Source organism: Cupriavidus sp. 01L46 (assembly GCF_056399905.1).
Genome location: NZ_JBFTSF010000118.1, coordinates 1 through 22,276 on the forward strand (window position 1 = coordinate 1; position 22,276 = coordinate 22,276).

Below are 22,276 nucleotides of genomic sequence, written 5' to 3' on the forward strand. Positions count from 1 at the left end.
GCTCGAGACGCTGTTCAACGGAAGATTCCCGAATGTGCGTGGCCGCGTCAATCACCTGGAGAACGGTCCGCCTGTCGGTTACCCGGTGCAGTTCCGTGTGTACGGGCAGGACAACGCCAAAGTTCGTGCAATCGGGCAGCAGGTGGCGGACATCATGCGTGAAGAGTCGCACGTGCGCCAGGTTAACCTGGACTGGGGCGAACGCATCAAGCGCGTGCAGGTCGACGTCGACCAGGACAAGGCGCGCGCACTGGGTATCAGCTCAGGCCAGATCAAAGAGGCCCTTGAGGCCTCGCTGTCGGGCACGCCKATCACGCAGTACCGCGAGGAAGACCAAGGTATCGACGTGGTCTCGCGCCTCGTCGCCGCGGAACGCACGGACCTGAACAACCTGAAGGACGCAAAGATCTATGTGCGCGACGGCAAGTTTGTACCGGTCTCGCAAGTGGCCCGACTCGCGCTTGACAGCGAGGAAAGCGAACTGTGGCGGCGCAACCGCGTGCCAACGCTGACCGTTCGCGCCGACATCGCGGGGGCGCAGGCACCTGACGTCACGCATGCAATGCAGCCGAAGATCGACGCCCTGGAAAAGGCGCTCCCGCTGGGGTACGGCATCGAGATTGGCGGCGCTTACGAGTCGAGTGCGAAAGCCCAGCGTTCTGTATTCGCGGTGATGCCTGTGACGATCATCGTAGTACTTGTGCTGCTGATGATCCAACTGCAGGACATGAGGAAGATGGCAATGGTCCTGCTGACCGCGCCGCTCGGGCTGATCGGTGTCAGCGCGATCATGGCCGCGTTTCAGATTCCATTCGGTTTTGTCGCCATGTTGGGTGTTATCGCCCTCGCTGGAATGATCATCCGCAACTCGGTGATCCTTGTCGTGCAGATTGATCAGGATGTGGGCGCGGGCGTTGCACTGTGGACAGCCATCGTCGAGGCGGCGGTGCGACGGCTACGCCCGATCGTGCTGACTGCCTTGGCGGCAATTCTGGCGATGGTACCGCTTACCCATTCCGTGTTCTGGGGCCCCATGGCGTGGGCAATCATGGGAGGGCTCGCCGTTGCCACCGTGCTGACGCTCGTCTTCCTTCCCGCTCTGTATGCGACCTGGTACCGGRCCAAGCGCCCTGCGACCGTTTGATCGCAGATGTGACGTTGAGAGTAAATGCGATGAATAGATTGAATATGGCCCTGCGGGCCGGGCAGGTGGCTTTGGGCTGCATGCTTTTCATGAACGCTGGAGCGTCGAGCGCTATCGATCTCGTGGGGGCCTATCAGCAGGCATTGGCGCATGATCCGACGAGCCTCGCTGCGAATGATGCGCTCACGGCGGGACGGGAGAAGGCTGTGCAAGGCGACGCCTTGCTGCGTCCCCGCGTAAGCCTCCAGGCGGCACTGGACCGGATCAACAATCGATCGTCCGCCAACCCGCCTGCCGAGCTCGCGCCGTTGGTCTCCGCCGATAGTTCGGGCACTGCTCGCCAGGCCGGGGTGATGCTCGTGCAGCCGCTGTACGACAGGAGTGCTGTGGCCACGAGACGGCAGTTGCACGAGCAATCCAACCTGGCGCAAACGCAATTCGACCAGTCTCGCCAGGATCTGGCCTTGCGGGTGGCCGAGGCTTACTTCGGCGTCGTGTTGGGCGAGGAGACGCTCCGCGTGGTGCAGGCCGAGAAGGGGGCGTTGCGACAGCAACGCGACCGCGCGAAGGCACGCTTTGACATCGGCCAGGGCAAGATCACCGATCTTCATGAAGCCCAGGCGCGCCTGGATGGGGTGGAGAGCCGCGAGGTCACGGCACAATCTGCGCTCGAACAGCGACGCACGCGATTCCTGGAAACCGTCGGCACGCCGCCCGATCAGCTCAGCGGGTTGGCGCCTGGCTTCGTGCCGCGGCCGCCGGAACCGGACAATCTCACGGCGTGGCAGGCAAAGGGTGAAGAACAGAGCTACCTCGTCAAGACCAGGCAGTCGGAGCACGACATTGCCGGCGCGGAGATCGATAAGTACCGCGTCAGCAGTCGCCCGACCGTCGCGCTCGTGGCGCGTTATGGCGCACAAGGGCAAACCGGCAACCTGGCTCCCTGGATTGCTGGCAGCAACACCCGAACCGCGACGATCGGCTTGCAGCTCAACATTCCGTTGTACGCCGGCGGCGGACTGGATTCGCGCGAGCGGGAATCGGCCGCGAGGAAGAGTCAGGCGGAGCAGGAGATTGCCGCCGCCCGGCGAGACGTGCGTTTGCGGGTGCAGGACGGATTCCTCTCGGTGAAAACCGGCGTGTCGCGCGTCGCTGCACTCGAGCAGTCGCTCACTTCGGCGCGTAGTGCGCTCGCGGCAACGACGCTTGGCCGGGACGTCGGCACCCGTACGCAACCCGACGTGCTCGACGCGCAGCAGCGCGTGTTCACCGCTGAGCTCGACCTGGTCCAGGCACGCCTGGACTACCTCCTTGGCCGTCTGAGGCTTGCCGCGGCGGCGGGCGAATTGAGCGAGGAGACCTTGCGCTCGCTGAACGCCTGGCTCGCAGCCTGATCGCGAAATCCTATGCTAGGAGATCTGCAGCACTATTGGAGCGGCGCCTTTCTCGCCGCCAACGCGTTCATCGGGCTGAACATGGTGGGCGCGCTGCTGCTCGGCATGCTGGTTGGCTACGAGCGCTCGTACAACGGCCGCGCCGCCGGCATGCGCACCTACGGCCTCGTGTGCATGGCGTCGACGGCGCTGACGGTGTTCGTCGGTCACGCGCCGCTCTGGTACGGCGGTGCCACAGCGCACATCCAGGCAGACCCGACCCATACCATCCAGGGCGTGGTCACCGGCGTCGGTTTCCTCTGCGCCGGAGTCATCATGAAGGACGGTATGCGCATCCGCGGCCTCACGACCGCGGCATCCATCTGGGCTGCCTCGGCCATAGGCGTGTTGCTCGGCGTTGGTTTCTATGCCGCAGCGCTGCTGCTCGCCGTGCTGTGCGTGAGCTCGATGTCTTTGTTGCACCGGCTTGAATCCAGGCTTCCGGGGCGCACGACGCTGGATGTGTCTCTGACTTTCCAACCCGGCGAAGCGCCGGATCTCGATCTACTGATCGACAGGGCAAAGTCCCGCGGCTATCGCGTGCTGCACGACAGCCTGACCATCACGTTCGCGGACAATCAGGCCGTGTGGCGAGTCAGCCTGGTCGCGCCGGACAAGGCGCGCGCGCTATCGCCAGCGGGACTGGCGGCCGAGATGGCTGCAACCCAAGGGGTCTCCCGGTTCAGCATTGTGCCGGTGCGCAGTTGAGCCGGGTAGCTTCTTGGCCACGATGCGTGCGCGATGCCGCTCATGCAAGCAAGGCGCGCTGCGTTTCGTCCAGATCCCGATGCCAGTCAGCGCTTTTCAGCCACCGGCAAAGCTCCAGGATCAGCCGCGTGTAGCGCTCGGAATCCACCGCCTGCGCGGCGTGCTGCCCGCAAAGAGATCGAGCACGGAACACAGGCGACGCAGCCCCACGCGCATCTGACGCACGCTTTCCGGGGCGTCGCCACAAATCACCCCGCGCTCGGTTCGGCGCCACCAAGAGCACGCTCCCGCTGGGCCCGGGTGCCGACGGTGGCGAGCAAGAACCGGCTGGACAGCACCAAGACATCCGTGGCGTCCCCGGCTGGGTCCTGCTGCAACCCCGCCTCCCTCGTGCCGCCAGGCAGCCCCCTGGTCTGGTGGCTCCATCGACTGGCTGCCGCCTAGCGTTACCGGCGTCTCTTCACGCCGCCAGCGCGCGAAGCAKGGGATCCTGCGCCGCGAATGGTGCACGGCCGCGCCGGCGGCGGTAAGTGCCATCGCGCCCGTCCCCGGTTGGACCATCGCCAAATCCCTGCTGGAGTACGAGCGCCTGAACCTGGCCCGCGTGGCGGAGAACCGGCGCCGCCTGTCCAAGGTGCGCGCGCTCGGGCTGGAACTGGAGGAGGCGGGTGTGCCGCTGATGCGCCGGCCCTGGTTCATGCGGCGGTACCGCGAGCTGGAGGTGCGCGTTGAAGTGCTGGCCGCCACCGTGCTGCGCTTTCGGCGGCAAGCGCAGGCGGGCAAGCCGTTGGGTGCCGAGACCGGCATGCTGAAGCTGCTCGGCAGCGTGCTGATCCAGGACATCGAGAACCTGGCCGTCGATGCGCTGGGACCAGACACGCTGGCTTATGACCGCGCAGCGCATTTCGAGCCGGCGGCGCCCGAGGTCGGGCGCTCCGCCTATGCGCCGGCGGCGTCGGCAAGGCGCTTCGTTACCCGCGGCTACACCATCGCGGGCGGCTCCAGCGAAATCCAGCACGAGTTGCTGGCCAAGCAAGTGCTTGGGCTCTGAGACGCCGGGACGCAAGGAAACACGATGACGGAACTCACGGAACTCACGGAACTCACTGCAGTCGCGGACCTCACGGAAGAGCGGCGCATGATGCAGGAAAGCGTGCGTCGCTATGTCGAACGCAGTTATGGCTTTGCGCAGCGCAGCGCCGCACTGGCCGAGCCAGCCGGGCTCGCGGCGCAGCACTGGTCGGATTTTGCCGGCTTCGGCTGGCTGGCGCTGGGCCTGCCCGAGGCCTGTGGCGGGTTCGGTAGCGCGCTGGACCAGGCCGCGTTGGCGGAGGAACTGGGGCGCGCGCTGGTGGCGGAGCCCTGGCTAGCCAATGCGGCACTATGCGGCCCGTTGCTGGTGCAGGATGCGGACGAGGTGCAGTGCGGCCATGTCGCCGCCATGGCGGMGGGCCGCCTCAAGCTCGCGCTGGCCGCGCGGGAAATCCAGGGCCGCTACGATGCCTTCGACATTACCGCCACGGCACAGCCCGAGGCGCAGGGATGGCTACTCGACGGCCGCAAGACGCTGGTGCTGGCGGGTGGCGCAGCCGACCTGTTCCTGGTACTGGCACGCACGGCGGGCAAGCGGCGCGACCGCCATGGCCTGAGTCTGTTTGCCGTGCCCGCGAACACAGCCGGCTTGTCGGTCGATGCCTTGCCGACCTATGACGGCCGCCAGACCGCAGCGCTGACGTTGCGCGGCGTGGTGGTCCCCGCGCCCGCGCTCATCGGCGCACGAGATACAGCTTGGCCCCGCGTGGAAGCCGCCATCGACCACGCCACGACCATGGCCTGCGCGGAAAGCGTCGGCACCATGGCGCGGGCGYTCGCGCTGACCCGCGACTACCTCGCCACGCGTGAGCAGTTCGGGCGCGCCATCACCGCCAATCAGGTTATTCGGCATCGGCTGGTGGACCTGTTCGTCTCCATCGAGCAAGCACGTGCCATCACCGAGTCCGCGGCGGCGCGGTTGCAGGACGCGCCGCGCGAGCGCATGCGCGTGGTGTCGCACGCCAAGGCCTTTGTGTCCGCGGCGGGACGCAAGCTGGGCGAGGAGGCGGTGCAATTGCATGGCGCCGTGGGCATGACCGACGAGATGGAAATCGGACGTGTTTGGTGACGTCGACTGGCATCTGGAGCGGCTGGCCGCGCTCGACGACGCCTGCGCAGCGCCCGCGTAAGCCTGTCAAGTATGCGGTGAACGGGGAGGGGCGCCAGCGCGCCCCGGTTTCAAAACAGGCCGGCAATGTACCGGCCTGCGGCAGCGATGCCAGTCAGGAGACAACTTATGTTCAGCACTATCCCGCGCGCACTGACGTTCGCACGGTGCACGGCCATTGCCTTTTCCTTTGGCGCGGCCAGCGCCACAGCGCATGCCGAAGGCGCCTATCCGGCCCGCCCCATCCGGATGGTGGTGCCCTCCGGCGCCGGCACCGTGACCGACCAGACCGCGCGGCTACTGGCCGACCGGCTCACGGTAGCGCTCAAGCAACCGGTCGTCGTCGACAACCGGCCAGGTGCCAACGGGATGCTMGCCAACGAGACCGTGGCGCGCGCCGAGCCCGATGGCTACACATTCTTTACCTACTCCGCGACCACGACCGTCAACCCATGGCTGATGGCGAACCTGCCGTACGACCMGGTCAAGGACTTCACGCCCATCGGGCGCCCCAGCGCGCCGGGCGGCAATGTGCTGGTGGTCACCAGCACCGTGCCGGTCAAGTCGCTGCAGGCATTGATCGGCTACGTCAAGGCCAGCCCGACCGAGCTGGCCTATTGCTCCTGGGGCGTGGGCTCCGGTGGCCATCTAGCCATGGAGGTGCTGAAGGCCAGGACGGGCATCAAGCTGCGGCACGTGCCCTACAAGACGGCGACCCAATGCAGCAACGACCTGGCCGCCGGGCACGTGCAGATAGGCTTCGCGGATTCGGTGTCCGCGTTGCCGCACCTGAAGTCCGGCCGCATTCGCGCCGTGGCGGTCTCCGGGCCGGAGCGGCTGCTACCGCTGCCCGACGTGCCAACCATGTCGGAGCAGGGGGTGAAGTTCGACTACGCCAGCTGGCTGGCCGTGTTCGGGCCCCGGAGCCTGCCGGCGTCGATCGTCTCGCGGCTCAACGCGGAGATCAACGAGATCATCGCGTCACCCACCGAGCGCGCGCGCTTCGAGGCCATGTACCTGCGGCCCGGCGCGCCGTCCAAGCCCGAAGACCTTGGCCGGCTGGTGCGCGATGACCTTGCCGCCTGGGGCGAAGCCGTCAAGATTGCCGGGCTGAAGGCGGAGTAGCGGCGCGACGTCGGATCAAAATAGAAAAAAATGACAACTGGATCAATCCGGTGAGCCAGGTGAGGTTTCCCGAACCGCTCACACTTCATTCTCAACAGGAGCCCCTATGAACACCAATCCGGCGCAGCCAGACCTGCGCGGCAAGGTCGCCGTCATCACCGGTGCCGGGCGCGGCATCGGCCGTGCCATTGCGCTGGCCTACGCCCAGGCTGGTGCCGCCGTGGTATGCAGCGCGCGCAAGACGGCGGAGATCCAGGACACGGTGCGCCAGATCGAAGCGGCCGGCGGTATGGCCGCCGCGGTAACGGCGGACGTGTGCGACTACGCTGCCATGGAAGCCTTGTTCGCGGCAAGCGCGGAAAGGTTCGGCGGCGTAGACATCGTGGTGGCCAACGCCGGGGTCTCGCTGCAGAGCCGCAAGGTCGAGCATTGCGATCCCGCCCAGTGGCGGCAGACCATCGAGGTCAATCTGGTTGGTGCCTTCCATACGGCGCGCGCCGCCATGGCGCATCTGCGCCGGCGTGGCGGCGGCAAGATGATCTTTACCGGTTCCGGCTCGCGCTACCGGCCAAATCCGGGGATGTCATCCTACGCCAGCGCCAAGATAGGCATGTGGATGCTCACGCAGACACTGGCCGTGGAATTGCAGGACGCCAACATCAGCGTCAATGAACTGATCCCGGGGGCCTGTGCGCACCGAGATGACCGGCTTCGGCGAGACATTCGCGCCAGCCGGTGAATGGATGAAGAATCCGGAGGACGTGGTGCCACTGGCGTTGTTCCTGGCAGGACAGGGCGATGCCGGGCCGACTGCCCAGAGCTTCAGCCTGATGCGGCGCGCCGGCTAGCGGGGCTGGCCCCGCAGCGCCAGCCGGAACGCATGCGGCGTCTGCCAGGGTTGGTGACTGGCAATCCGCGATGGAGAGCGTCTACTCGGCGCTGATGTGGTTTGCTCGGATGACTTCGCTCCACGTCCGGATATCGCTGCGCACGGTCTGCGCGAACTGCTCGCTGCTTTTGGGCGGCATCTCGGACATGTTCAACTGGATGAAGCGCTCGCGCATCTCCGGGTCGGCCAGCACGCGGTTCACCTCCGCGTTAAGGCGTTGCACGATCGGCGCCGGTGTGCCGGCCGGCGCGAACATGCCATACCAGCTATCGGTGTTAAAGGGAAAGCCCTGCTCGGTCATGGTGGCAAGGTCGGGCAGGGCCGGCCCGCGGCGCGTGCCGCTCAGCGCCAGGACCCGTATCTTGCCGGCGCGGATCAACTGCAAGGGCGAGGAAGAATCGACGAAGGCCACCTTGACGATGCCGCCCTGCAGGTCGTTCAGGATTTGCGGCACCGTCTTGTATGGCACGTGCCGCAGCTTGATGCCGGCCTGCATCTTGAGCGACTCCATAGTCAGGTGGCCGCCGGAGCCCACGCCCCAGGAGGCGTAGTCGTAGGCATCGGGATTGGCCTTGATGTAGGCGACGAACTCTTTCAGGTTGCGCGCGGGGAAATCCGGCGACACCACCAGGAAATTGCCCCCTGAGCCAACCTGGGCCACCGGGATCAGGTCGCGCAAGGCATCGTAGGGCAGCTTCGGCTGCAGGGTCTGGTTGATTACCACGGACGCCGCATAGGTGAACAGCAGCGTGTAACCGTCCGGCTTGGCCTTGGCGACGGCATCATTGCCGATCATGCCGGTAGCGCCGGTCTTGTTGTCGATCACGATGCTTTGCTTGAGCGCCTTGCCCAGGCGCTCGGCTAGCAGGCGGGCAAAGAGGTCGGTGCCGCTACCGGCCGAAGACGGTACAACCAGGCGGATAGGCCGCGCCGGCCAAGCAGGTTCGGCATGGGCCGCGCCAGCCGCCGCCAGGCTGCCGGCGCTTGCCAATGCCGCCATGGCGATCCCGCCGAGGCTGCGCATGGCATGCCGCCGTGTGATGACGCCGCTCCGCACAGGGTTGGGCGATGGGCAATGCTTTGCGATGTTGGACATGTTTGTCTCCCTTGGAGCCCGTGAGGGGCCTGTGCCAGCGTCAGCGAATGCCAAAGGCGTGCCCGTTGCCTTGCTCGATCATGTCCGCGGTTGCCGTATAGAGGCTGCGCGACACATAGCTTCGGACCTGGCCGGCGCGCTCGCGCAGCCAGCGTGCCTTGAGCGACCTTGCCTTGGCGAGCGTGGGCGTATCGTCGCGCGCGGTGGCCAGCACGTCGATCACATGCAGGGCGAGCTGGGTCTCCCCGCGTTTTGCCAGCGCCTCTGCATGGCGGATCACGGCGTCATGGTCGGCGATGGCCGCGACGATCTCCGCGGCCGCGCGCTCGGGCGGTGCCGGATGCAGGGAGGTCGGGTTGCGGTCCCACCACCCATTCTCCGAGCGGTAGATGTCGCGTGCGATGTAACTCGGATCGCCATAGGTCGGCCGCATCCAGGGCTGGTCGAACAGCTCGGGCGGCAGTTCCAGCGACGCCAGTACCTCGCGCTCGCCGCAGCCCGCATTCATCAGCCTGACAACCTCGTCGCGCAGCCAGCGCAGCGCGCGCGCCGTCTGCGTCAGGACGTGTTGGCACGATTCGCTGCCTTCAAGGGTTGCGCCAAACTCGCGCACCACCGTGCTTGGCTGGAGCGCGGCAAGCCGCTCCAGCGTCTCGGCCCAGCGCACGGTGTCACGCAGGGTGCGCAAAGGTGTGCCGATATTCGGGATCGAATCGATGACGGCCGGGCCGCCGTACAGCAGCCGCGGGCCCGGTAGCCAGACGGCGATGGCGTCGTCGGTTTCCGACGGGGCCCAGATGATCTCGGCGCGCCGCGCACCCTGTCCGAGGGTCAGCCCATCGGTGAAGGTCTCGGTTGGAGCGGGGCAAACCAGGCGTCCGGCGAGCTTGCCGGCGCGGTGCCGGAACTGGATTTCGGCCATGCGCTCCTGCAGGCCCATGGTGGCCTGGTAACGGGCCCGGCGGCCGATCACATTGGCGTGGGCGATCACGCGCGGCGCCGGCTCCCCGCGCTCGCTCGCATGTRCCAGCCATTCGGGCAGGCCGKCGTTGTAGCCGATGTGGCCGTGGCTGAAGCAGATGGCGATGACCGGCAGGTCCGTACGGGCGCGCAGGGCGGCAATCATGCCGCGCGTGACCTTGCCGCCGGGGCCAGCATCCACTACCAGCAAGCCGCCGCCAACGTCGGCCACGAACGACTGGCCTTGGCCGTGCAGCAGCCATACGCCTTCTGCCACGGCCTCGCAGCCAGTGCCTGTCACGAGTGCCGAAGGGCGGTCTTCGATGTCYTGCATGTTCTGTCTCCTTATTTGTAGCGCAGCCAGACTTCATGGACGGTGCCGCTGAAGCGGAACGGTGCGCGGTCGAAATACTCGTGCGCGACGGGCGAGCCGAGGTCGCACCCGACGTCGAAGGTTTCACACGCACTGAAGGCGCCAGGCACCGTGATGCCTACCTCCGCCGCGGCAATCCGCTCGCCGTTCACGCGTAGCACATAGCTGGCGGCGCGCCTGGGCGCGTGGCCTTCAGACATCGTGAACTCGATCTCCAGGGCGTGCCTGCCTGCAGGGAGGCGATCAGGCGAGCGCACTTTGTAGCGGTACATCCCCAGCATGTTGTATTCGTAGGCGAGGTAGCCGTCGTCCATGAAGAGGCTGACGCCGCCGTTGAATCCGCCCATGGCGTAGAGCACGCCGCTGGCGCGCTCGCCGAACTCGGCATCCACGGTGGCGATGTGGTCGCGGGAGCGGATGTTCGGCGCGGCGTTCTCGGGAATGCGCGTGATGTCCCCACTAAAGCGCCAGGCAGTCTGCTTGGGGGCAACGCGGTCTGTCGGATGGATCACCACCCGATAGACCGCGCCCAGCGGATAGACCTTGTTGATCCCCGCCTGTGCGGCGAACATATCCTTCATCTGCGCCAGCTTCCCGGGCTGTTCCTGGGCCAGGTCCCGTGCCTGCGAGTAGTCCGCGCAGATGTGGTACAGCTCCCAGACATCGTTGTCCGGATCCCAGGTATCCAGCCCTGGCGTCACGGTAATCCAGGGAATGCGCGGCCCGAACACACCTGCCGTCCAGCCATCGTGATGCACCATGCGGCTGCCGGCGACCTCGAAGTACTGCACGCCCTTGCGGCCGGCCGCGGCCGGCTCGGCAAAGGTGTAGGCCATCGATATGCCGTCCAGCGAATCCTGCGCCACGCCGTTGAGTTCAAGCGGCGCGGTGATGCCGAGGATGTCGTAGATGGTGGGCGCGATGTCGTTCACGTGATGGAACTGCGTGCGCGGCACGCTATCCGGCTTGATGCCGCGCGGCCACGAGACCACCAGGGGCGTGCGCGTGCCACCGAAGTGGGCGGCAATCAGCTTGGTGCTCTGAAATGGCGTGGATCCGGCCCAGGCCCAGCCGGCGTGGTACATATTGTTGGTCTTGCGGCCGCCCAGCGCGTCGAGCCCGCCCAGGCCATCCAGAACGTCAAGATGCTGCTCGATCGTGCTGGGGATGCGGTTCTGCGCAAGCAATTCGACAACGGTGCCGTTCTGTCCTTCCGCGCTGCCGCCGTTGTCGCTGAACACAAAGAACACCAGCGTGTTCTCGCGCAAGCCCAGGCGTTCCAGTTCGTCGATGATCTTGCCAAGCTGCGCGTCGGTATGTTCCAGGAAGCCCGCATAGACTTCCATCAGCCGCCTCTGGAAAGGGCGTTCGGCTTCGGGGATGCTGTCCCAGCCTGGCAGGGTGTCGGGGCGCGGCGTGAGCTCTGCGGATTCCGGGATCCAGCCCATTTCCTTCTGGCGCGCGAAAGCGCGTTCCCGGTAGGCATCCCATCCGTCGTCGAACTTGCCCTTGTACTTGTCGGTCCATTCCTTGAAGACCTGATGTGGCCCATGCACCGCGCCAGGCGCCCAGTACATCATGAATGGCTTGTCCGGCGTGATGGCGCTATGGCGGCGCAGCCAGCGCGCGGCCTTGGCGGCCATGTCCTCGGTCAGGTGGTAGTTATCGTCGTGCGGTGGCTCGATCAGCGTGGTGTTCTCGACCAGGCGCGGCTCGTACTGGGAGCTTTCGCCGCCCAGGAAGCCGTAGAAGTGGTCAAAGCCGTGACCTGTGGGCCAGCGGTCGAACGGGCCCATCGGCGTGGTCAGGTTGGCCGGTGTGTTGTGCMATTTTCCAAAGGCGGCGGTGTTGTAGCCCCAGGCCCGAAGCACTTCGGCCAGGGTGCCGGCACTTTTGGGAATCACCCCAACGTAGCCGTCCCAGTCTGTGGCGTATTCGGAAATATGCCCGTAGCCGACGCGGTGCGCGTTACGCCCGGTGAGCAGCGAGGCGCGCGTGGGCGAGCACACGCCGCAGTTATGAAAGGCGTTGTAGCGGATGCCGCTGTCGGCTAGCCGCGTGAGCGTGGGCGTATGGATTTCGCCGCCGAAGGTATCCGGGTGCGCAAAACCCGCGTCGTCCAGCATCACGATCATCACGTTGGGCGCGTCCCGCAGCAGCGGCTCCGCTTTGCGGCGCTTGTGGGTGGACTCGGACAGCTTGCGTCCGGCCACGCTGGCACTGGGCGGCGCGGGAAAGGGCAGGTGGCTGCCCGCACCGGGGGTGGTGTTGTAGGTGCCGATACCGGACCCGGCCTCGGTCTTTTCGGGCTTTTCCATGCCGTCTCTCTCCATGTTTGGGCGCTGCATACGTGTAATGGGCAGGTCAGGATAGCAATAATCTCCTGCATTAATACTTAGCATTATCCCTAGCGCGCTGATGCGCGGACCGCCAGTCATGTGGCGTCCTGGCCGCAACTGTGCCGCAGTTGTGCTGCAGGATGCACGCCACCGGTGATGAGCCGGGGACAGGACGCAACGCGATCGGGAAATCCCCAGATGCCTGAACGGATTCGTGCATTTAATCTCTTGAATTACAGATTAAGACATCGGATTAAAAAGAGGCATGGCGCGTTCGAGCGCGGCACGCATGTCCATGTGCGATCCCTTCAACGAACACAACGGAGGAAGACTGATGAAGAAGAAAGTGCTGTTCGCCGTGGCCGCTGCCAGCGTCTTGGGGCAGGGGGCTTATGCGCAATCGTCGGTGACGCTGTACGGCGTCGTGACCGCAAGCATGCAGTACGTGAACCATGCGCAAAACGTGACCAACGGCGTGTTGGCGCCGGGCAGCGGCTCCCAATACCTGATGAACTCGTCGGGCATCGCCCAGTCGCGCTTCGGCCTGCGTGGCGCGGAGGATCTCGGCGGCGGGCTGCAGAGCCTGTTCGTGCTGGAAAGTCAGTTCAACACCGACAACGGCCAGCTTGGCGGTGGCCTGTTGTTCGGCCGGCAAGCCTTTGTGGGCTTGAAGGGCGGCTACGGGCGGGTGACCTTCGGGCGCCAGTACACGTCTTCCTTCCTGACCATGGGCAACTTCATGCCCGCGGCCTACGCGCCCGAGTTCGAGCCGGTAGTGGGCTTTGCCGGTCCGAGCTTCCGCGAGAGCAACATGGTCCAGTACCAGGGCCAGTTCGGCGGGGTCTCGCTGAACACGCATTGGTCCCTTGGCGAGCGCAGCGGCAGCCTGGCCGCGGGGTCGGCTTATGGCATCGGCGCCTCCTACTTTTCCGATGGCTTTGGCCTTGGTGTGGCCTATGACGAGGTGAAGACGCTTAACACTGCCCAGGCTACCGGCGCCTCCGGCTCGAACGACTATGGCCGCGACATGCGCGCCGCCATCGGCGCGAGCTATATGCTGGGCAAGGTCAAGCTGATGGGTGGCTACCGCTGGGGCAATTCGGTGGCGCCCGCCACCGGTACGCCTACGCTGTTGCCGCATCGCGACGATATGTACTGGCTGGGCCTGAACTGGGAAGCGACCTCGGCGCTGCGCCTGACATTGGCCTATTACTACGACGACATCAAGCAGGCCACCATTGCCGGCACCAAGGTCAAGCCGCAGAATCCGCAGCAATATCTGGCGCTGGCGGATTACAGCATTTCCAAGCGGACCGATTTCTTCGCCGCGGCGATGTATGCGCGCAATGCTTCGCTGAACTGGGACAACATCGCTTACCTGCCCAACGGGCAGTCGGTCGGCTACCTGCCGTCCACCGCCCAGACGTATTACAAGACGCCCGGCGCCAGCGGGCAACTCGGCATTTCGCTGGGTATCCGCACGATCTTCTGAGGACGCTGTCCCGCGTGCGGCGCTGCATGCGCCGCACGCCAGGCCGATCCGGCGGGTACKAGGAAAACCCCAGTGTGCGCTGCGTTCGATTATAACTAAGCTCGATGCCCGGGATAATCCTGGGGATTAATTCAAGGTGATCGGTGCGGCACCCGAGGCGGTTCTCGGCGTGCCCGCCGCATGCGCCATGGAGTACTGAACCATGCCGGATTCGTTGACGACTTCCCCGCCGCAGGGCGCCATGCGCGACCAGGGTGCCGCCGTGCGCGCCGACGCGTACCAGCCCCGCAAGGCTTGGGCAATGGCCACCTGGCTGACGGTGTTCTCCTCCATCAACTTCCTGGACAAAGTCGTGCTGGGCATGGTGGCCGTGCCGGTCATGCGCGAGCTTCACCTCAGCCCGACGCAGTTCGGCCTGATCGCGGGCAGCTTCTTCTGGCTGTTCTCGGTGTCGGCGGCCATCGTGGGCTTTATCGGCAACCGGGTGGCGGCGCGCTGGCTGCTGCTGGCCATGGCGATCCTGTGGTCGCTGGTGCAGTTTCCGGTGGCGTTCGCCTCCGGCGCCGCGGCGCTGCTGGCATCGCGCGTGATTCTCGGCGCGGGCGAGGGACCGGGCTTTCCGGTATCGGTGCACGCGCTGTACAAGTGGTTCCCACACGAGAAGCGCAACCTGCCGGTGGCCCTGATCAACCAGGGCGCGGTATTCGGCTTGCTGCTGGCAGGGCTAGCCGTGCCCTTCATTACGCAGCACTGGGGCTGGCGCGCCAATTTCCTCCTGCTGTCCGCCGCGTCGGCACTGTGGGCGCTGGGCTGGCTGTGCTTCGGCCGCGAAGGCACGCTGCAGGCCGAGCCGGTGCGGCGCGGCGAAGCGGGCCGGCGTGTGCCTTACCGCCGGCTGCTCACGGATGCGACCGTGTTGTCGGGCTTCGTGGCCGGCTTCGCGGCGTATTGGGGGCTCGCCCTGGTGCTGACCTGGATGCCGTCCTACCTGGAGCAGGGGCTGGGATATGACGATGTGACCGCCGGCAGGATGTTCGCGGTCATCGTGGCCGTTGGCGTGCCGGTCAGCCTGACGCTGAGCTGGTGCTCGCAGCAGTTGCTGCGGCGGGGCGCTTCCTCGCGCGTGGCGCGGGCGGTGTTCGGCAGCGCTTGCGTGGGCGCCGGCGGCTTGCTGTTCCTGGCGCTGCCGCTGCTTTCGCTTGCGCCGGGGGGGAAGGTGGCGATGCTGGCGCTGGCGGCTACGCTGCCGCCGGTTGCGTTCGCGGTCGGGCCGGCCATTCTTGCCGAGATCGTTCCCGAGGCGCAGCGCAGCGCCATCATCGCGCTGAGCACGGCGGTGGCGACCAGCGCCGGCGCGATCGCGCCGGTGGTGATGGGGCGCCTCGTGCAGGTGCAGGGCCATGCCGGCGCGCACGGCTTCGAGCTTGGCTTCACGGTGTGCGGCGCGGTCATGCTGGTTGGCGCCATCATCGGCGTGCTGGGCCAGAATCCCGAGCGCTCGTTGCGGCGCTTGCGCGGCTAGTCATACTTACCTCAGGCGCGGGCAGCATGCTTGCCMGCTTGATGGCATTGCACCCATAATTCCAAATATTAAAATATGGGAACAACAGTTTATGAGCCATGGACGCCAGCGTTCTCTTGCAACGGTCCTTGCCGATAGCGCGCTAATGGAAAAGCCGCCGGCGCGAAAGGCTTCAGCCGAGGTCGGGCAGGCCACCGGCAATCCGCWGGAAAGCGAGACTGCCCGGCGCATGCTCGAGATCGCCGAGCGCCTGTTTGCCGAGCATGGTGTCGAACTGGTGCCGCTGCGCCAGATCGTGGTCGAAGCGGGGCAGCGCAACCGCTCGGCGCTGCACTATCACTTTGGCTCGCGCGAGGCGCTGGTCAGCCAGTTGCTGAATTTCCGCCTGACCCATATCAACAAGGTGCGCAACCACTACCTGGACGAAGTCGAGGCGGCCGGCCTGGGTGGCGATGTGCGGGCCATCGTGGAAGCATCGATCAGCGCGCTTGCCGATACCATCTGCGACACGCAGTGGGGCGCGCTCTATGTGCAGGTGCTGGCGCAGGCCACCTTCAGCCCGAGCCTGCTCAACGCGGACATGATCGATTTCGACGCGATGTCCGGCGTGCTGCGGGCCAGGAAGATGATTGCCGCTGCCTTGCCCGGCATCCCGCGCAAGGTCTTGCATAACCGCCAGATGTGGTTCAACAACAGCGTGGTCTATTCGCTGGCGCAGTGGTGCCGCCAGACCCAAGGCCCTGCAAAGCGCGGCCAGCCTCCCGTCGCGGACCTGGTGGATTACTGCACCGCCGCGCTGATGGCGCCCATCGGCAAGCTGCGGGCGGTGTCGCGCAGCAGGAGCCGGCCGGCTTGACGTGAGGCCGGCAGTTCAGAGTCAAATGACCAACGTTCAGGGTTGGGTGAATCTCGACTGCAGTAGCGTGGGGTGCGGTCAGCCCCCACGACTGTGGGCTGATGCTCGGGCGCGGGCCACAGGGCTGCTGGCTGCATTCAGGACCTGGCCCGCGGCCGAGTCAGGTGACGACTGAGCGAAGCCACACCCGTCAAGCGCATCTATGCCTTCAGCGATCGTACGGGGTCACGGAGTCCATTTGGGACGAAGGGCCGCTCCTGGCCACTAGGAGATGCTGCCGCGCTCCCGGCCAATGACTGTTACTGACGCGGTAGCACTCATTGACTGCTCAGAGAACTCCGTCGCGATGGATATTGCAACCCGTCCTAAAGTAATTAAATGGCTCAGATGGAAGTCGTAAGCGATGTCGCTAACATGAAAGAAAGAGCCGTGAACGCAGAATCCCGTGAAGCAGATTCCAACATCTTCGAAAACTCATATGGCCGAGCATCTGAATGTCGTCATCATTCTAGAGCGAGTCGTCTCTGCCGCAGAACGCGTGAGTATTGTTTTCGAGCTATCGAGTCTCTACGCCAGCGAACTTGGGAACCTTCAAGAGGTCTGCAGGAATGACTACAACACCGGTGCGTCGCATTGCAAATTGTGGCCTGCAGGCAAGACTCTGCTCGAAACTGCGCCGTGTAGGGACGAGTTGCTGTTCATTTACGGTGACAAGTCTTTCGCGGGCTCCGGCGCTAGAAGTAGCCTACACATTGCCGAGAACGGTCAGCGAACGTCGTTTACCGCCTCGTTCCCGCTTTCCGTTGAACTTGATTGCGGGCTTCTCACGCGGCGCCTTCTGGCGACAGCGGAGCTTGCCGGGCGCATAGCAGGTACCTCTATTGTCCTCGCCGGTTGGGAACTTGAAGGTGACATCGATCAAACCGCAGAAGACGTGTTACTACACATCGCCGACGACGCGCTATGTCTATGGATTGCAGGTCCTAAGCAACAAATCACCACGGTTCCTCACCACTTTGCAATGGCCGACGAGTCGAATTACGCCGTTCTGCTTGCTCGAAAGTCCTAATCAACTTGGTGGCTCGCTGTCGGTCCCTGGAAGCCGGAATGGCCGAATACCGGAAGGCTCCGGCCAGCTTACCAGGACGCCTGGCTGTCTCATAAGGGTCAGGACCAGCCCCTCATCCCAGGCGGGCTCAGTGACTGCGGCACGGGCCAAGGAGGGCGCCCGGCAAGCGCGTGTCCGTGGATAACTCAACGATGAATGAGCCAAGGCTGCGATAGTTTAGCCTTGGGGGGGGGGCGCAGCGGTTCAGAGTTATAGGATCAAACTGGCCCGAAGCCCAAGCGCTGCAAGGGTTGCCAGTTAATCGTTCAGGAGGGACGCGACAACAGGCTGGCAGAGCACCGTCTCCTCCATGTCCCCATTCACTGTGAGACAAATCGTGCCGTTCGCCCACTAACTAGGAGAATCCTGCCCAGTTTGTTTGAGACTCGGCAAGCTAAGTCATTGATTCTTTGTACACCCGTTGCCCAATGAATTTGAGACGGAACGGTCACGTCTCACGGTTAGTGGCTTTTCCTTCACAGTTCCCGGGCCCAGTTCTGGCGAACCAGGAACCCCTGTGATCCGGGCCGTGCGAAAAGGCGTACCATCACGTAGTGATCAAACGCTAGGTTTGTCCGTGCCTGAGCGTGTAACACCTCCCAAGCCAAGTGGTCCTGCCATGATCCTGTATCACACTGACCCCGATTCCCCTGTCGTCGAGATTTCCGTCGAAGGCAAAATCACTGACCGCGATCTGCGCGAAGCCATCGAGCGCCTGCGAGGGGATCTCGAACTGAACGGCAAGACCCGTTTACGAAGGCCGAAGTCAAGGCGTTCCACGTCAACGAGCTGGATCAGGCGCGCGCCTGGATCAACGCCTGAGCGCCGCCCGGCGAATCTCGTTGTCGAGATTCGCTTAACGCCGGACCTTGTTCGCTTGCTGTCGACTGGCGGCATGGCTAGATGCAGACTCGACGCTCGCGTCGCTCACCCCTCGGAGCCAGTGCATCTCATTAGCCTGACTTTGGCCGGTCACGGCAACGAGCCTCAGTCGACGCCGTCGAGGCACTACCTCGACGGCTGGCATCGGGTACGTGATAAAATTCGCATGTGAACTAAATGGCTTCCTATATCCGTCACAGACATGGAGCATCGCCTCGTTTATCTATTGAATGTTGGCCAGCGTCGACTGCAGCGGTGGGCACAAGTGCGCACGGCCACGGGTGGCGCGACAGCGGCCCAGGCTGGGCTGCTTTTCTTTCTGGGCAGGAACGACGGCGCGCTGATGAGCGAGGCTGCCGCAGCGCTGGATCTGGGCGCACCCGGGATGAGCGGGCTGGCTGACCGGACCGAAAGGGCGGGCCTGATCGAGCGCCGGCCGGACGAGACCGATCGCCGTGCATGGCGCCTATGGCTGACAGGGGCAGGGCGCTCGGCTCGCCAGCGTTCCAAGGCGGGCATGAAGGAAACGAATGCCAGACTGACCGAAGGTTTTACCGCGGCCGAGATTGACGTAGTAGCGCGGTGGCTGACCAGCCTGCAGACGAAGTTTCCGGCCGCCGACGAGGGCGAGGTGTAACCCGGGCAGCGGCCGGGTAGCGGCCGGACAGCGAGGCACTCGGCTTACCGCGGGGCGACCTTGGTGAAGTCCGGTTTGCGCTTCTCGGCGAAGGCCGAGAATGCTTCCTTGGCTTCGGCACTGGCCAGCCGCTCCTCGAACCTGGCGCTTTCGCTGTTCATCTGCGAAACCAGTTTCTCCGCGTCTCGCATGAGCTTTTTCATTGCGGTAAGCGAGCCGGCGGGCCTGGCGGCAATCTTTTCGGCCATCAGGCGCGCGTCCGCCCGCAGTTGGTCATTGGCACAGACTTTGTTCGCGATGCCCCATGCCACGGCGGTTTGCGCGTCAAGCGGCTCGCCCAGCGCAAACATCTCGAAGGCCCTGACGTGCCCGATGCGCAGGGGAAGCAGGTAACTTGAAGCCGCCTCGGGAACCAGGGCAAGGTTCACGAAGGGCGTGATCAGTTGAGCGTCCTGCGCGAGCACCACGTAATCGCAATGCAGCAGCATGGTGGTGCCGACGCCGACGGCCTTGCCGTTGACCGCGGCGACAATCGGCACGGTCGAGTTGGCAAGGGCGCGCAGAAAGCGGTGCACGTGGCGTTCGCCGGGGCCATTTCCCGCCGCTATTGCTGCGAATTCGCCCACATCATTGCCCGCCGTAAAAATGTCCCCGTCCGCCTGCAGCAGCAATACACGGATATCGCCGTCCTGCTGTGCCTGCTCGATAGCGTCGGCGAGTGCGCCGTACATCTCGTTGGTCAAGGCATTCTTCTTGTCCGTCCGAGCAATCGTAATGGTCAAAACGCCGCTGGTCAGGTCAACACGAATTTCCGAGGTCATGGTCGGTCTCCAGATGGGTTGGGTGATGCCGTGCAGGCATCCCGTTGTAGTTCGCATGCGAAGTATATAGACAATTCGCATGCGAAGTAAACCACTGGACCAAGTCAGTGCGTCGAGAGCCATAGCTGCTCCCCCCATAAATCCTTGGAAGTCTGCGTGTGCGATCTGAGGATAAGTGGTGTATCGAACGAGTTTGGCAAAGGTTCGTTGGTAGAGCGAACCCGTCATCTGCCGCTCCTAGCCGACGGATTGGAACTTGCTGGGAGCGGGTTTCGACGGAGAATGCCTGTAGCGGGCGGCTATGTGAGACGCAGTGGGCATTAGAGGAACGGCGAGATGTTCGGCATCGCGCGTCACGTAGGCCTCTTTTTCCCTACCGGCGCCACATAGTGAATCGCACTGCGTGCAGCCTCTAAATCAATGAACCGGCGAAACGGCAGGCTGTATTGCGTCTGCTCCATGAGTTGGTGTTCGGAGCGGAGGCTGAAGTGCACTTGCAACGTAAGCGTCCCGCCGGCCCACCTTGTCAGCGGACCGATGTCTGTGAGTAAAGCGGTCGCGCTCAGCGCGCGGGACGCCAATGGTGCGGAAGAAGCATCGTCGATGCGGCTGTTCAGTTCAGATGTGTAGGCAGGCGGGTCAACACCCCGTGGCAGAATACGGCTCCCGCGAACGTCTGCATGGAAGGATTGGTTAACATGAGCGATTTCCCCCGTGACATCCAGGTGACCCTGGTGTGCAAGATGCTACCGCCGGTCGAGGAACCGGTGACCGTTGGTATCCAGGACAAGGACCAAAATGTCCATGAGGGCACGCGCAAGCGCGACGGCTCCTTCGAATTCAAGTGCGTGATCCAGGCGCGCGACAAGGGGGCCGGCAATATAGATTTCGCTGGTCCCTTCGTTCACGGCAAGCCTGTAGCGCGTTTTGTGTACCTGAGTTGGAAACGTACTGTCGCATCCATCGCGCCATGGTGGCAGCGGGTCAAGGTACCTCTAGCCTTTAATGTAGCCGAACTCGGGATGGCGACAGCGATCCGGGCAGACATTACCGGTCGTCGACCGCACGCGACTGAGCCGGTCGTCTGGGAGCTCGCTGGACGGTCACTGGACGCCGCCGAATGAAGACGCTAGTGCGACCTCTGCAAACTGCCAGACTGCAGTTGCATGCGTTATGCCTGGACGATGCGCCAGCCTTGTTCGAGCTGTTCCACGATGCCGAAGCGATGCCGTATTGGCACACGCTCCCTCACCAGACAGTGGAGGACACGCGGGCGGCTATCGAAGCCATGTTGCGCCCGCAGCGCGCATGCTGGTGGACCGTGCGTACGGACGCGTCGCAGGAGACGATCGGTTTCGTGGGTTTTCTCGGCTTCGGCACGATCCCGGGCTTCGGTTACGCCATCCATGCCGTACACCGGTCCCGGGGATACGCGATCGAAGCGGCACGCGCAGCACTGGACTTCGGATTTCGGCAGTTGGACCTCGACCGTGTCGAACTGTGGATCCATGAGGCCAACATGTCGTCCCGACGGGTCGCGGAGTCGCTCGGGTTCGCGCAACGAGGCTGTTTCCGCCAGATCTATCCGAGAGAGCGGCAATCGCGTGAAACGTTGGTGTACGGTAGCACGCGTTCGCAGTGGCTCGACCGCAATGCGTCGGAGAACGATCGAGTGCCAATTCACCAAGACAGCGTGCCGCTGTTCTATGGGGTCGAGCCAGTACTGGAGGTGGCTGATGTTGCCTCCGCCGTGGAGTTCTACCGCGAGCAACTTGGCTTCACGGTGGAGTTCGTGTTTGGTGACCCAGTTTCGCATGCCGGGGTGTTCCGGGGCGAGTGGTCCACTCAGGGGCTGCGGCTGCAACTGACACAGCGAGAGCAGGCCTCGGGTGCGCCTTCCGGTTCGCTGTACCTCTTGGTCGCTCCGCGACTGGACACGCTCTATGAGGAGTACCGGCGCAAGAATGTGCCGATCGTCAAGGAACTCGCTTTGTGGCCCTGGGGCCGACGCGAGTTCACCATACGCGACCCGGACGGCCATCTGCTGCGCTTTGGCGAGCCTGCCTAGTCGGGCCTGCAACCGTCTGTCGGCGTGCCCCATGCGCCAAATCGACTGCTCCCGGAACTTAGTTACTTGGGCGCCTGACGCCGAGGCCAGCTCGCAGGCCTCGGGACTAGCGCCACCGAGATCGGTATGGGATCGCGCGCTCAGCGTCGCCCAGTTTTTGAGGCTGTAATCCAACGCCTTGGCCGTGACGCTGCCGTCGGGCACGCGAGATCGCTCCAGTTGCAGCCAGGCATGCAGTTGCTTCCACAGGGGCCGTGCATCGCCGCGCCAGGGCAGTGAAGTGCCCAGTGCCACCCAGGGCGCGACTCTAGGCTGATGAAGAGGGAGGCGTGCCTCCCTCTTCAAAAGCAACGCGCTTTCTTCACGTCCATAACGAAACCGGCAAGCCAGGCTTCAGTCAATGAGCTCGGCACCTGTGGTAAGGACAATCTTTCCAAAGTGTGTGCCGGAATCGATCAGCTCGTGAGCGCCGCGAGCGTCGACTAGCGCAAAGGTCTTGTAGACAACCGGCTTGATCTTGCCGCTCTCGATGTACGGCCAGACCTGCCGTTCGAGTTCATTGATGATGGCCGCCTTGTCCGCGGATGTGCGCGATCGCAGTGTTGAGCCCATATGCGTTAGCC

The 22,276-nt window shown here is 64.4% G+C and carries 20 protein-coding genes and 1 pseudogene; 15 read left to right on the forward strand and 6 right to left on the reverse strand.

Annotation, left to right across the window (positions count from 1 at the left end; all coding sequences use genetic code 11):
• From AC1DS3_RS20955 to AC1DS3_RS20965, 3 genes are all read left to right on the forward strand, one after another.
• A partial coding sequence (locus AC1DS3_RS20955) for an efflux RND transporter permease subunit (protein ID WP_477127869.1) occupies nt 1-1,144 on the forward strand: 1,144 nt, incomplete at its 5' end.
• Nucleotides 1,145-1,173: 29 nt separating this feature from the next.
• Nucleotides 1,174-2,538, forward strand: coding sequence for a TolC family outer membrane protein (locus AC1DS3_RS20960; RefSeq protein WP_441631046.1), 1,365 nt, complete (start codon nt 1,174-1,176; stop codon nt 2,536-2,538).
• A gap of 12 nt (nt 2,539-2,550) precedes the next feature.
• Entirely contained in the window at nt 2,551-3,285 is a 735-nt protein-coding gene (locus AC1DS3_RS20965) for an MgtC/SapB family protein (protein WP_441631048.1), read from the forward strand.
• 120 nt (nt 3,286-3,405) lie between these two features.
• Here AC1DS3_RS20965 and AC1DS3_RS20970 read toward each other — a convergent pair whose 3' ends face one another.
• A complete protein-coding gene (locus AC1DS3_RS20970; RefSeq protein WP_441631460.1) occupies nt 3,406-3,846 on the reverse strand; it encodes a CHAD domain-containing protein in 441 nt (146 codons plus the stop codon).
• On the opposite strand from AC1DS3_RS20970, the gene AC1DS3_RS20975 reads away from it, so the two are divergent.
• The 4 genes from AC1DS3_RS20975 to AC1DS3_RS20990 all read left to right on the forward strand — a co-directional run bounded on the left by AC1DS3_RS20975 (nt 3,845) and on the right by AC1DS3_RS20990 (nt 7,349).
• Entirely contained in the window at nt 3,845-4,336 is a 492-nt protein-coding gene (locus AC1DS3_RS20975) for an acyl-CoA dehydrogenase family protein (protein WP_441631462.1), read from the forward strand. The two genes, AC1DS3_RS20970 and AC1DS3_RS20975, sit on opposite strands and share 2 nt — an antisense overlap.
• Before the next feature lie 24 nt (nt 4,337-4,360).
• The gene (locus tag AC1DS3_RS20980; protein ID WP_477127870.1) at nt 4,361-5,446 is read left to right on the forward strand and encodes an acyl-CoA dehydrogenase family protein; all 1,086 of its coding nucleotides are present in this window, start codon (nt 4,361-4,363) and stop codon (nt 5,444-5,446) included.
• A gap of 168 nt (nt 5,447-5,614) precedes the next feature.
• A complete protein-coding gene (locus AC1DS3_RS20985; RefSeq protein WP_477127871.1) occupies nt 5,615-6,610 on the forward strand; it encodes a Bug family tripartite tricarboxylate transporter substrate binding protein in 996 nt (331 codons plus the stop codon).
• A gap of 106 nt (nt 6,611-6,716) precedes the next feature.
• The gene (locus AC1DS3_RS20990) at nt 6,717-7,349 is read left to right on the forward strand and encodes an SDR family NAD(P)-dependent oxidoreductase (RefSeq protein ID WP_441631054.1); all 633 of its coding nucleotides are present in this window, start codon (nt 6,717-6,719) and stop codon (nt 7,347-7,349) included.
• Nucleotides 7,350-7,539: 190 nt separating this feature from the next.
• Here the strand turns inward: AC1DS3_RS20990 and AC1DS3_RS20995 are convergent, their stop codons facing one another.
• The 3 genes from AC1DS3_RS20995 to AC1DS3_RS21005 form a co-directional block, all read right to left on the reverse strand.
• The gene (locus tag AC1DS3_RS20995; protein WP_441631464.1) at nt 7,540-8,523 is read right to left on the reverse strand and encodes a Bug family tripartite tricarboxylate transporter substrate binding protein; all 984 of its coding nucleotides are present in this window, start codon (nt 8,521-8,523) and stop codon (nt 7,540-7,542) included.
• A gap of 112 nt (nt 8,524-8,635) precedes the next feature.
• A complete protein-coding gene (locus tag AC1DS3_RS21000; protein WP_477127872.1) occupies nt 8,636-9,889 on the reverse strand; it encodes an alkyl sulfatase dimerization domain-containing protein in 1,254 nt (417 codons plus the stop codon).
• Between the two features lie 11 nt (nt 9,890-9,900).
• A complete protein-coding gene (locus AC1DS3_RS21005; protein ID WP_477127873.1) occupies nt 9,901-12,246 on the reverse strand; it encodes an arylsulfatase in 2,346 nt (781 codons plus the stop codon).
• Nucleotides 12,247-12,601: 355 nt separating this feature from the next.
• On the opposite strand from AC1DS3_RS21005, the gene AC1DS3_RS21010 reads away from it, so the two are divergent.
• The 6 genes and pseudogenes from AC1DS3_RS21010 (at nt 12,602) to AC1DS3_RS21035 (ending at nt 18,764) form a co-directional block, all read left to right on the forward strand.
• Complete coding sequence (locus AC1DS3_RS21010; RefSeq protein WP_441631060.1) at nt 12,602-13,759, forward strand: porin; 1,158 nt, start codon at nt 12,602-12,604, stop codon at nt 13,757-13,759.
• A gap of 202 nt (nt 13,760-13,961) precedes the next feature.
• Complete coding sequence (locus tag AC1DS3_RS21015) at nt 13,962-15,281, forward strand: MFS transporter (protein WP_441631062.1); 1,320 nt, start codon at nt 13,962-13,964, stop codon at nt 15,279-15,281.
• A gap of 145 nt (nt 15,282-15,426) precedes the next feature.
• Nucleotides 15,427-16,137, forward strand: coding sequence for a TetR/AcrR family transcriptional regulator (locus tag AC1DS3_RS21020; protein WP_477127874.1), 711 nt, complete (start codon nt 15,427-15,429; stop codon nt 16,135-16,137).
• Nucleotides 16,138-16,582: 445 nt separating this feature from the next.
• The gene (locus tag AC1DS3_RS21025) at nt 16,583-17,206 is read left to right on the forward strand and encodes a hypothetical protein (protein WP_441631066.1); all 624 of its coding nucleotides are present in this window, start codon (nt 16,583-16,585) and stop codon (nt 17,204-17,206) included.
• A 658-nt stretch (nt 17,207-17,864) separates the two neighbouring features.
• Nucleotides 17,865-18,067: pseudogene (locus AC1DS3_RS21030) on the forward strand (hypothetical protein).
• 262 nt (nt 18,068-18,329) lie between these two features.
• Nucleotides 18,330-18,764, forward strand: coding sequence for a MarR family winged helix-turn-helix transcriptional regulator (locus tag AC1DS3_RS21035; RefSeq protein ID WP_441631069.1), 435 nt, complete (start codon nt 18,330-18,332; stop codon nt 18,762-18,764).
• A 44-nt stretch (nt 18,765-18,808) separates the two neighbouring features.
• Here AC1DS3_RS21035 and AC1DS3_RS21040 read toward each other — a convergent pair whose 3' ends face one another.
• Nucleotides 18,809-19,585 carry an enoyl-CoA hydratase gene (locus tag AC1DS3_RS21040; RefSeq protein WP_441631071.1) on the reverse strand — a complete coding sequence of 259 codons (777 nt, stop codon included), beginning with the start codon at nt 19,583-19,585 and terminating at the stop codon, nt 18,809-18,811.
• A gap of 698 nt (nt 19,586-20,283) precedes the next feature.
• Between AC1DS3_RS21040 and AC1DS3_RS21045 the strand changes: the two genes are divergently transcribed.
• The gene (locus AC1DS3_RS21045) at nt 20,284-20,709 is read left to right on the forward strand and encodes a DUF5990 family protein (RefSeq protein WP_441631073.1); all 426 of its coding nucleotides are present in this window, start codon (nt 20,284-20,286) and stop codon (nt 20,707-20,709) included.
• Nucleotides 20,706-21,653 (forward strand): GNAT family N-acetyltransferase, encoded by a 948-nt coding sequence (locus tag AC1DS3_RS21050; protein WP_441631075.1) that lies wholly within the window; start codon nt 20,706-20,708, stop codon nt 21,651-21,653. Before AC1DS3_RS21045 ends, AC1DS3_RS21050 begins: the two co-directional genes overlap by 4 nt.
• A gap of 393 nt (nt 21,654-22,046) precedes the next feature.
• Here the strand turns inward: AC1DS3_RS21050 and AC1DS3_RS21055 are convergent.
• Nucleotides 22,047-22,276: zinc-binding dehydrogenase (locus AC1DS3_RS21055; RefSeq protein WP_477127875.1), on the reverse strand; the 230-nt coding region annotated here is incomplete at its 5' end.

What these genes read in the sequence shown, in the direction of transcription:
- AC1DS3_RS20960 (WP_441631046.1), top strand. Translation starts at nt 1,174, where the DNA reads ATGAATAGATTGAATATGGCCCTGCGGGCCGGGCAGGTGGCTTTGGGC.
- AC1DS3_RS20965 (WP_441631048.1), top strand. Translation starts at nt 2,551, where the DNA reads ATGCTAGGAGATCTGCAGCACTATTGGAGCGGCGCCTTTCTCGCCGCC.
- AC1DS3_RS20990 (WP_441631054.1), top strand. Translation starts at nt 6,717, where the DNA reads ATGAACACCAATCCGGCGCAGCCAGACCTGCGCGGCAAGGTCGCCGTC.
- AC1DS3_RS20995 (WP_441631464.1), bottom strand. Translation starts at nt 8,523, where the DNA reads ATGCGCAGCCTCGGCGGGATCGCCATGGCGGCATTGGCAAGCGCCGGC.
- AC1DS3_RS21010 (WP_441631060.1), top strand. Translation starts at nt 12,602, where the DNA reads ATGAAGAAGAAAGTGCTGTTCGCCGTGGCCGCTGCCAGCGTCTTGGGG.
- AC1DS3_RS21015 (WP_441631062.1), top strand. Translation starts at nt 13,962, where the DNA reads ATGCCGGATTCGTTGACGACTTCCCCGCCGCAGGGCGCCATGCGCGAC.
- AC1DS3_RS21035 (WP_441631069.1), top strand. Translation starts at nt 18,330, where the DNA reads ATGGAGCATCGCCTCGTTTATCTATTGAATGTTGGCCAGCGTCGACTG.
- AC1DS3_RS21040 (WP_441631071.1), bottom strand. Translation starts at nt 19,585, where the DNA reads ATGACCTCGGAAATTCGTGTTGACCTGACCAGCGGCGTTTTGACCATT.
- AC1DS3_RS21045 (WP_441631073.1), top strand. Translation starts at nt 20,284, where the DNA reads ATGAGCGATTTCCCCCGTGACATCCAGGTGACCCTGGTGTGCAAGATG.
- AC1DS3_RS21050 (WP_441631075.1), top strand. Translation starts at nt 20,706, where the DNA reads ATGAAGACGCTAGTGCGACCTCTGCAAACTGCCAGACTGCAGTTGCAT.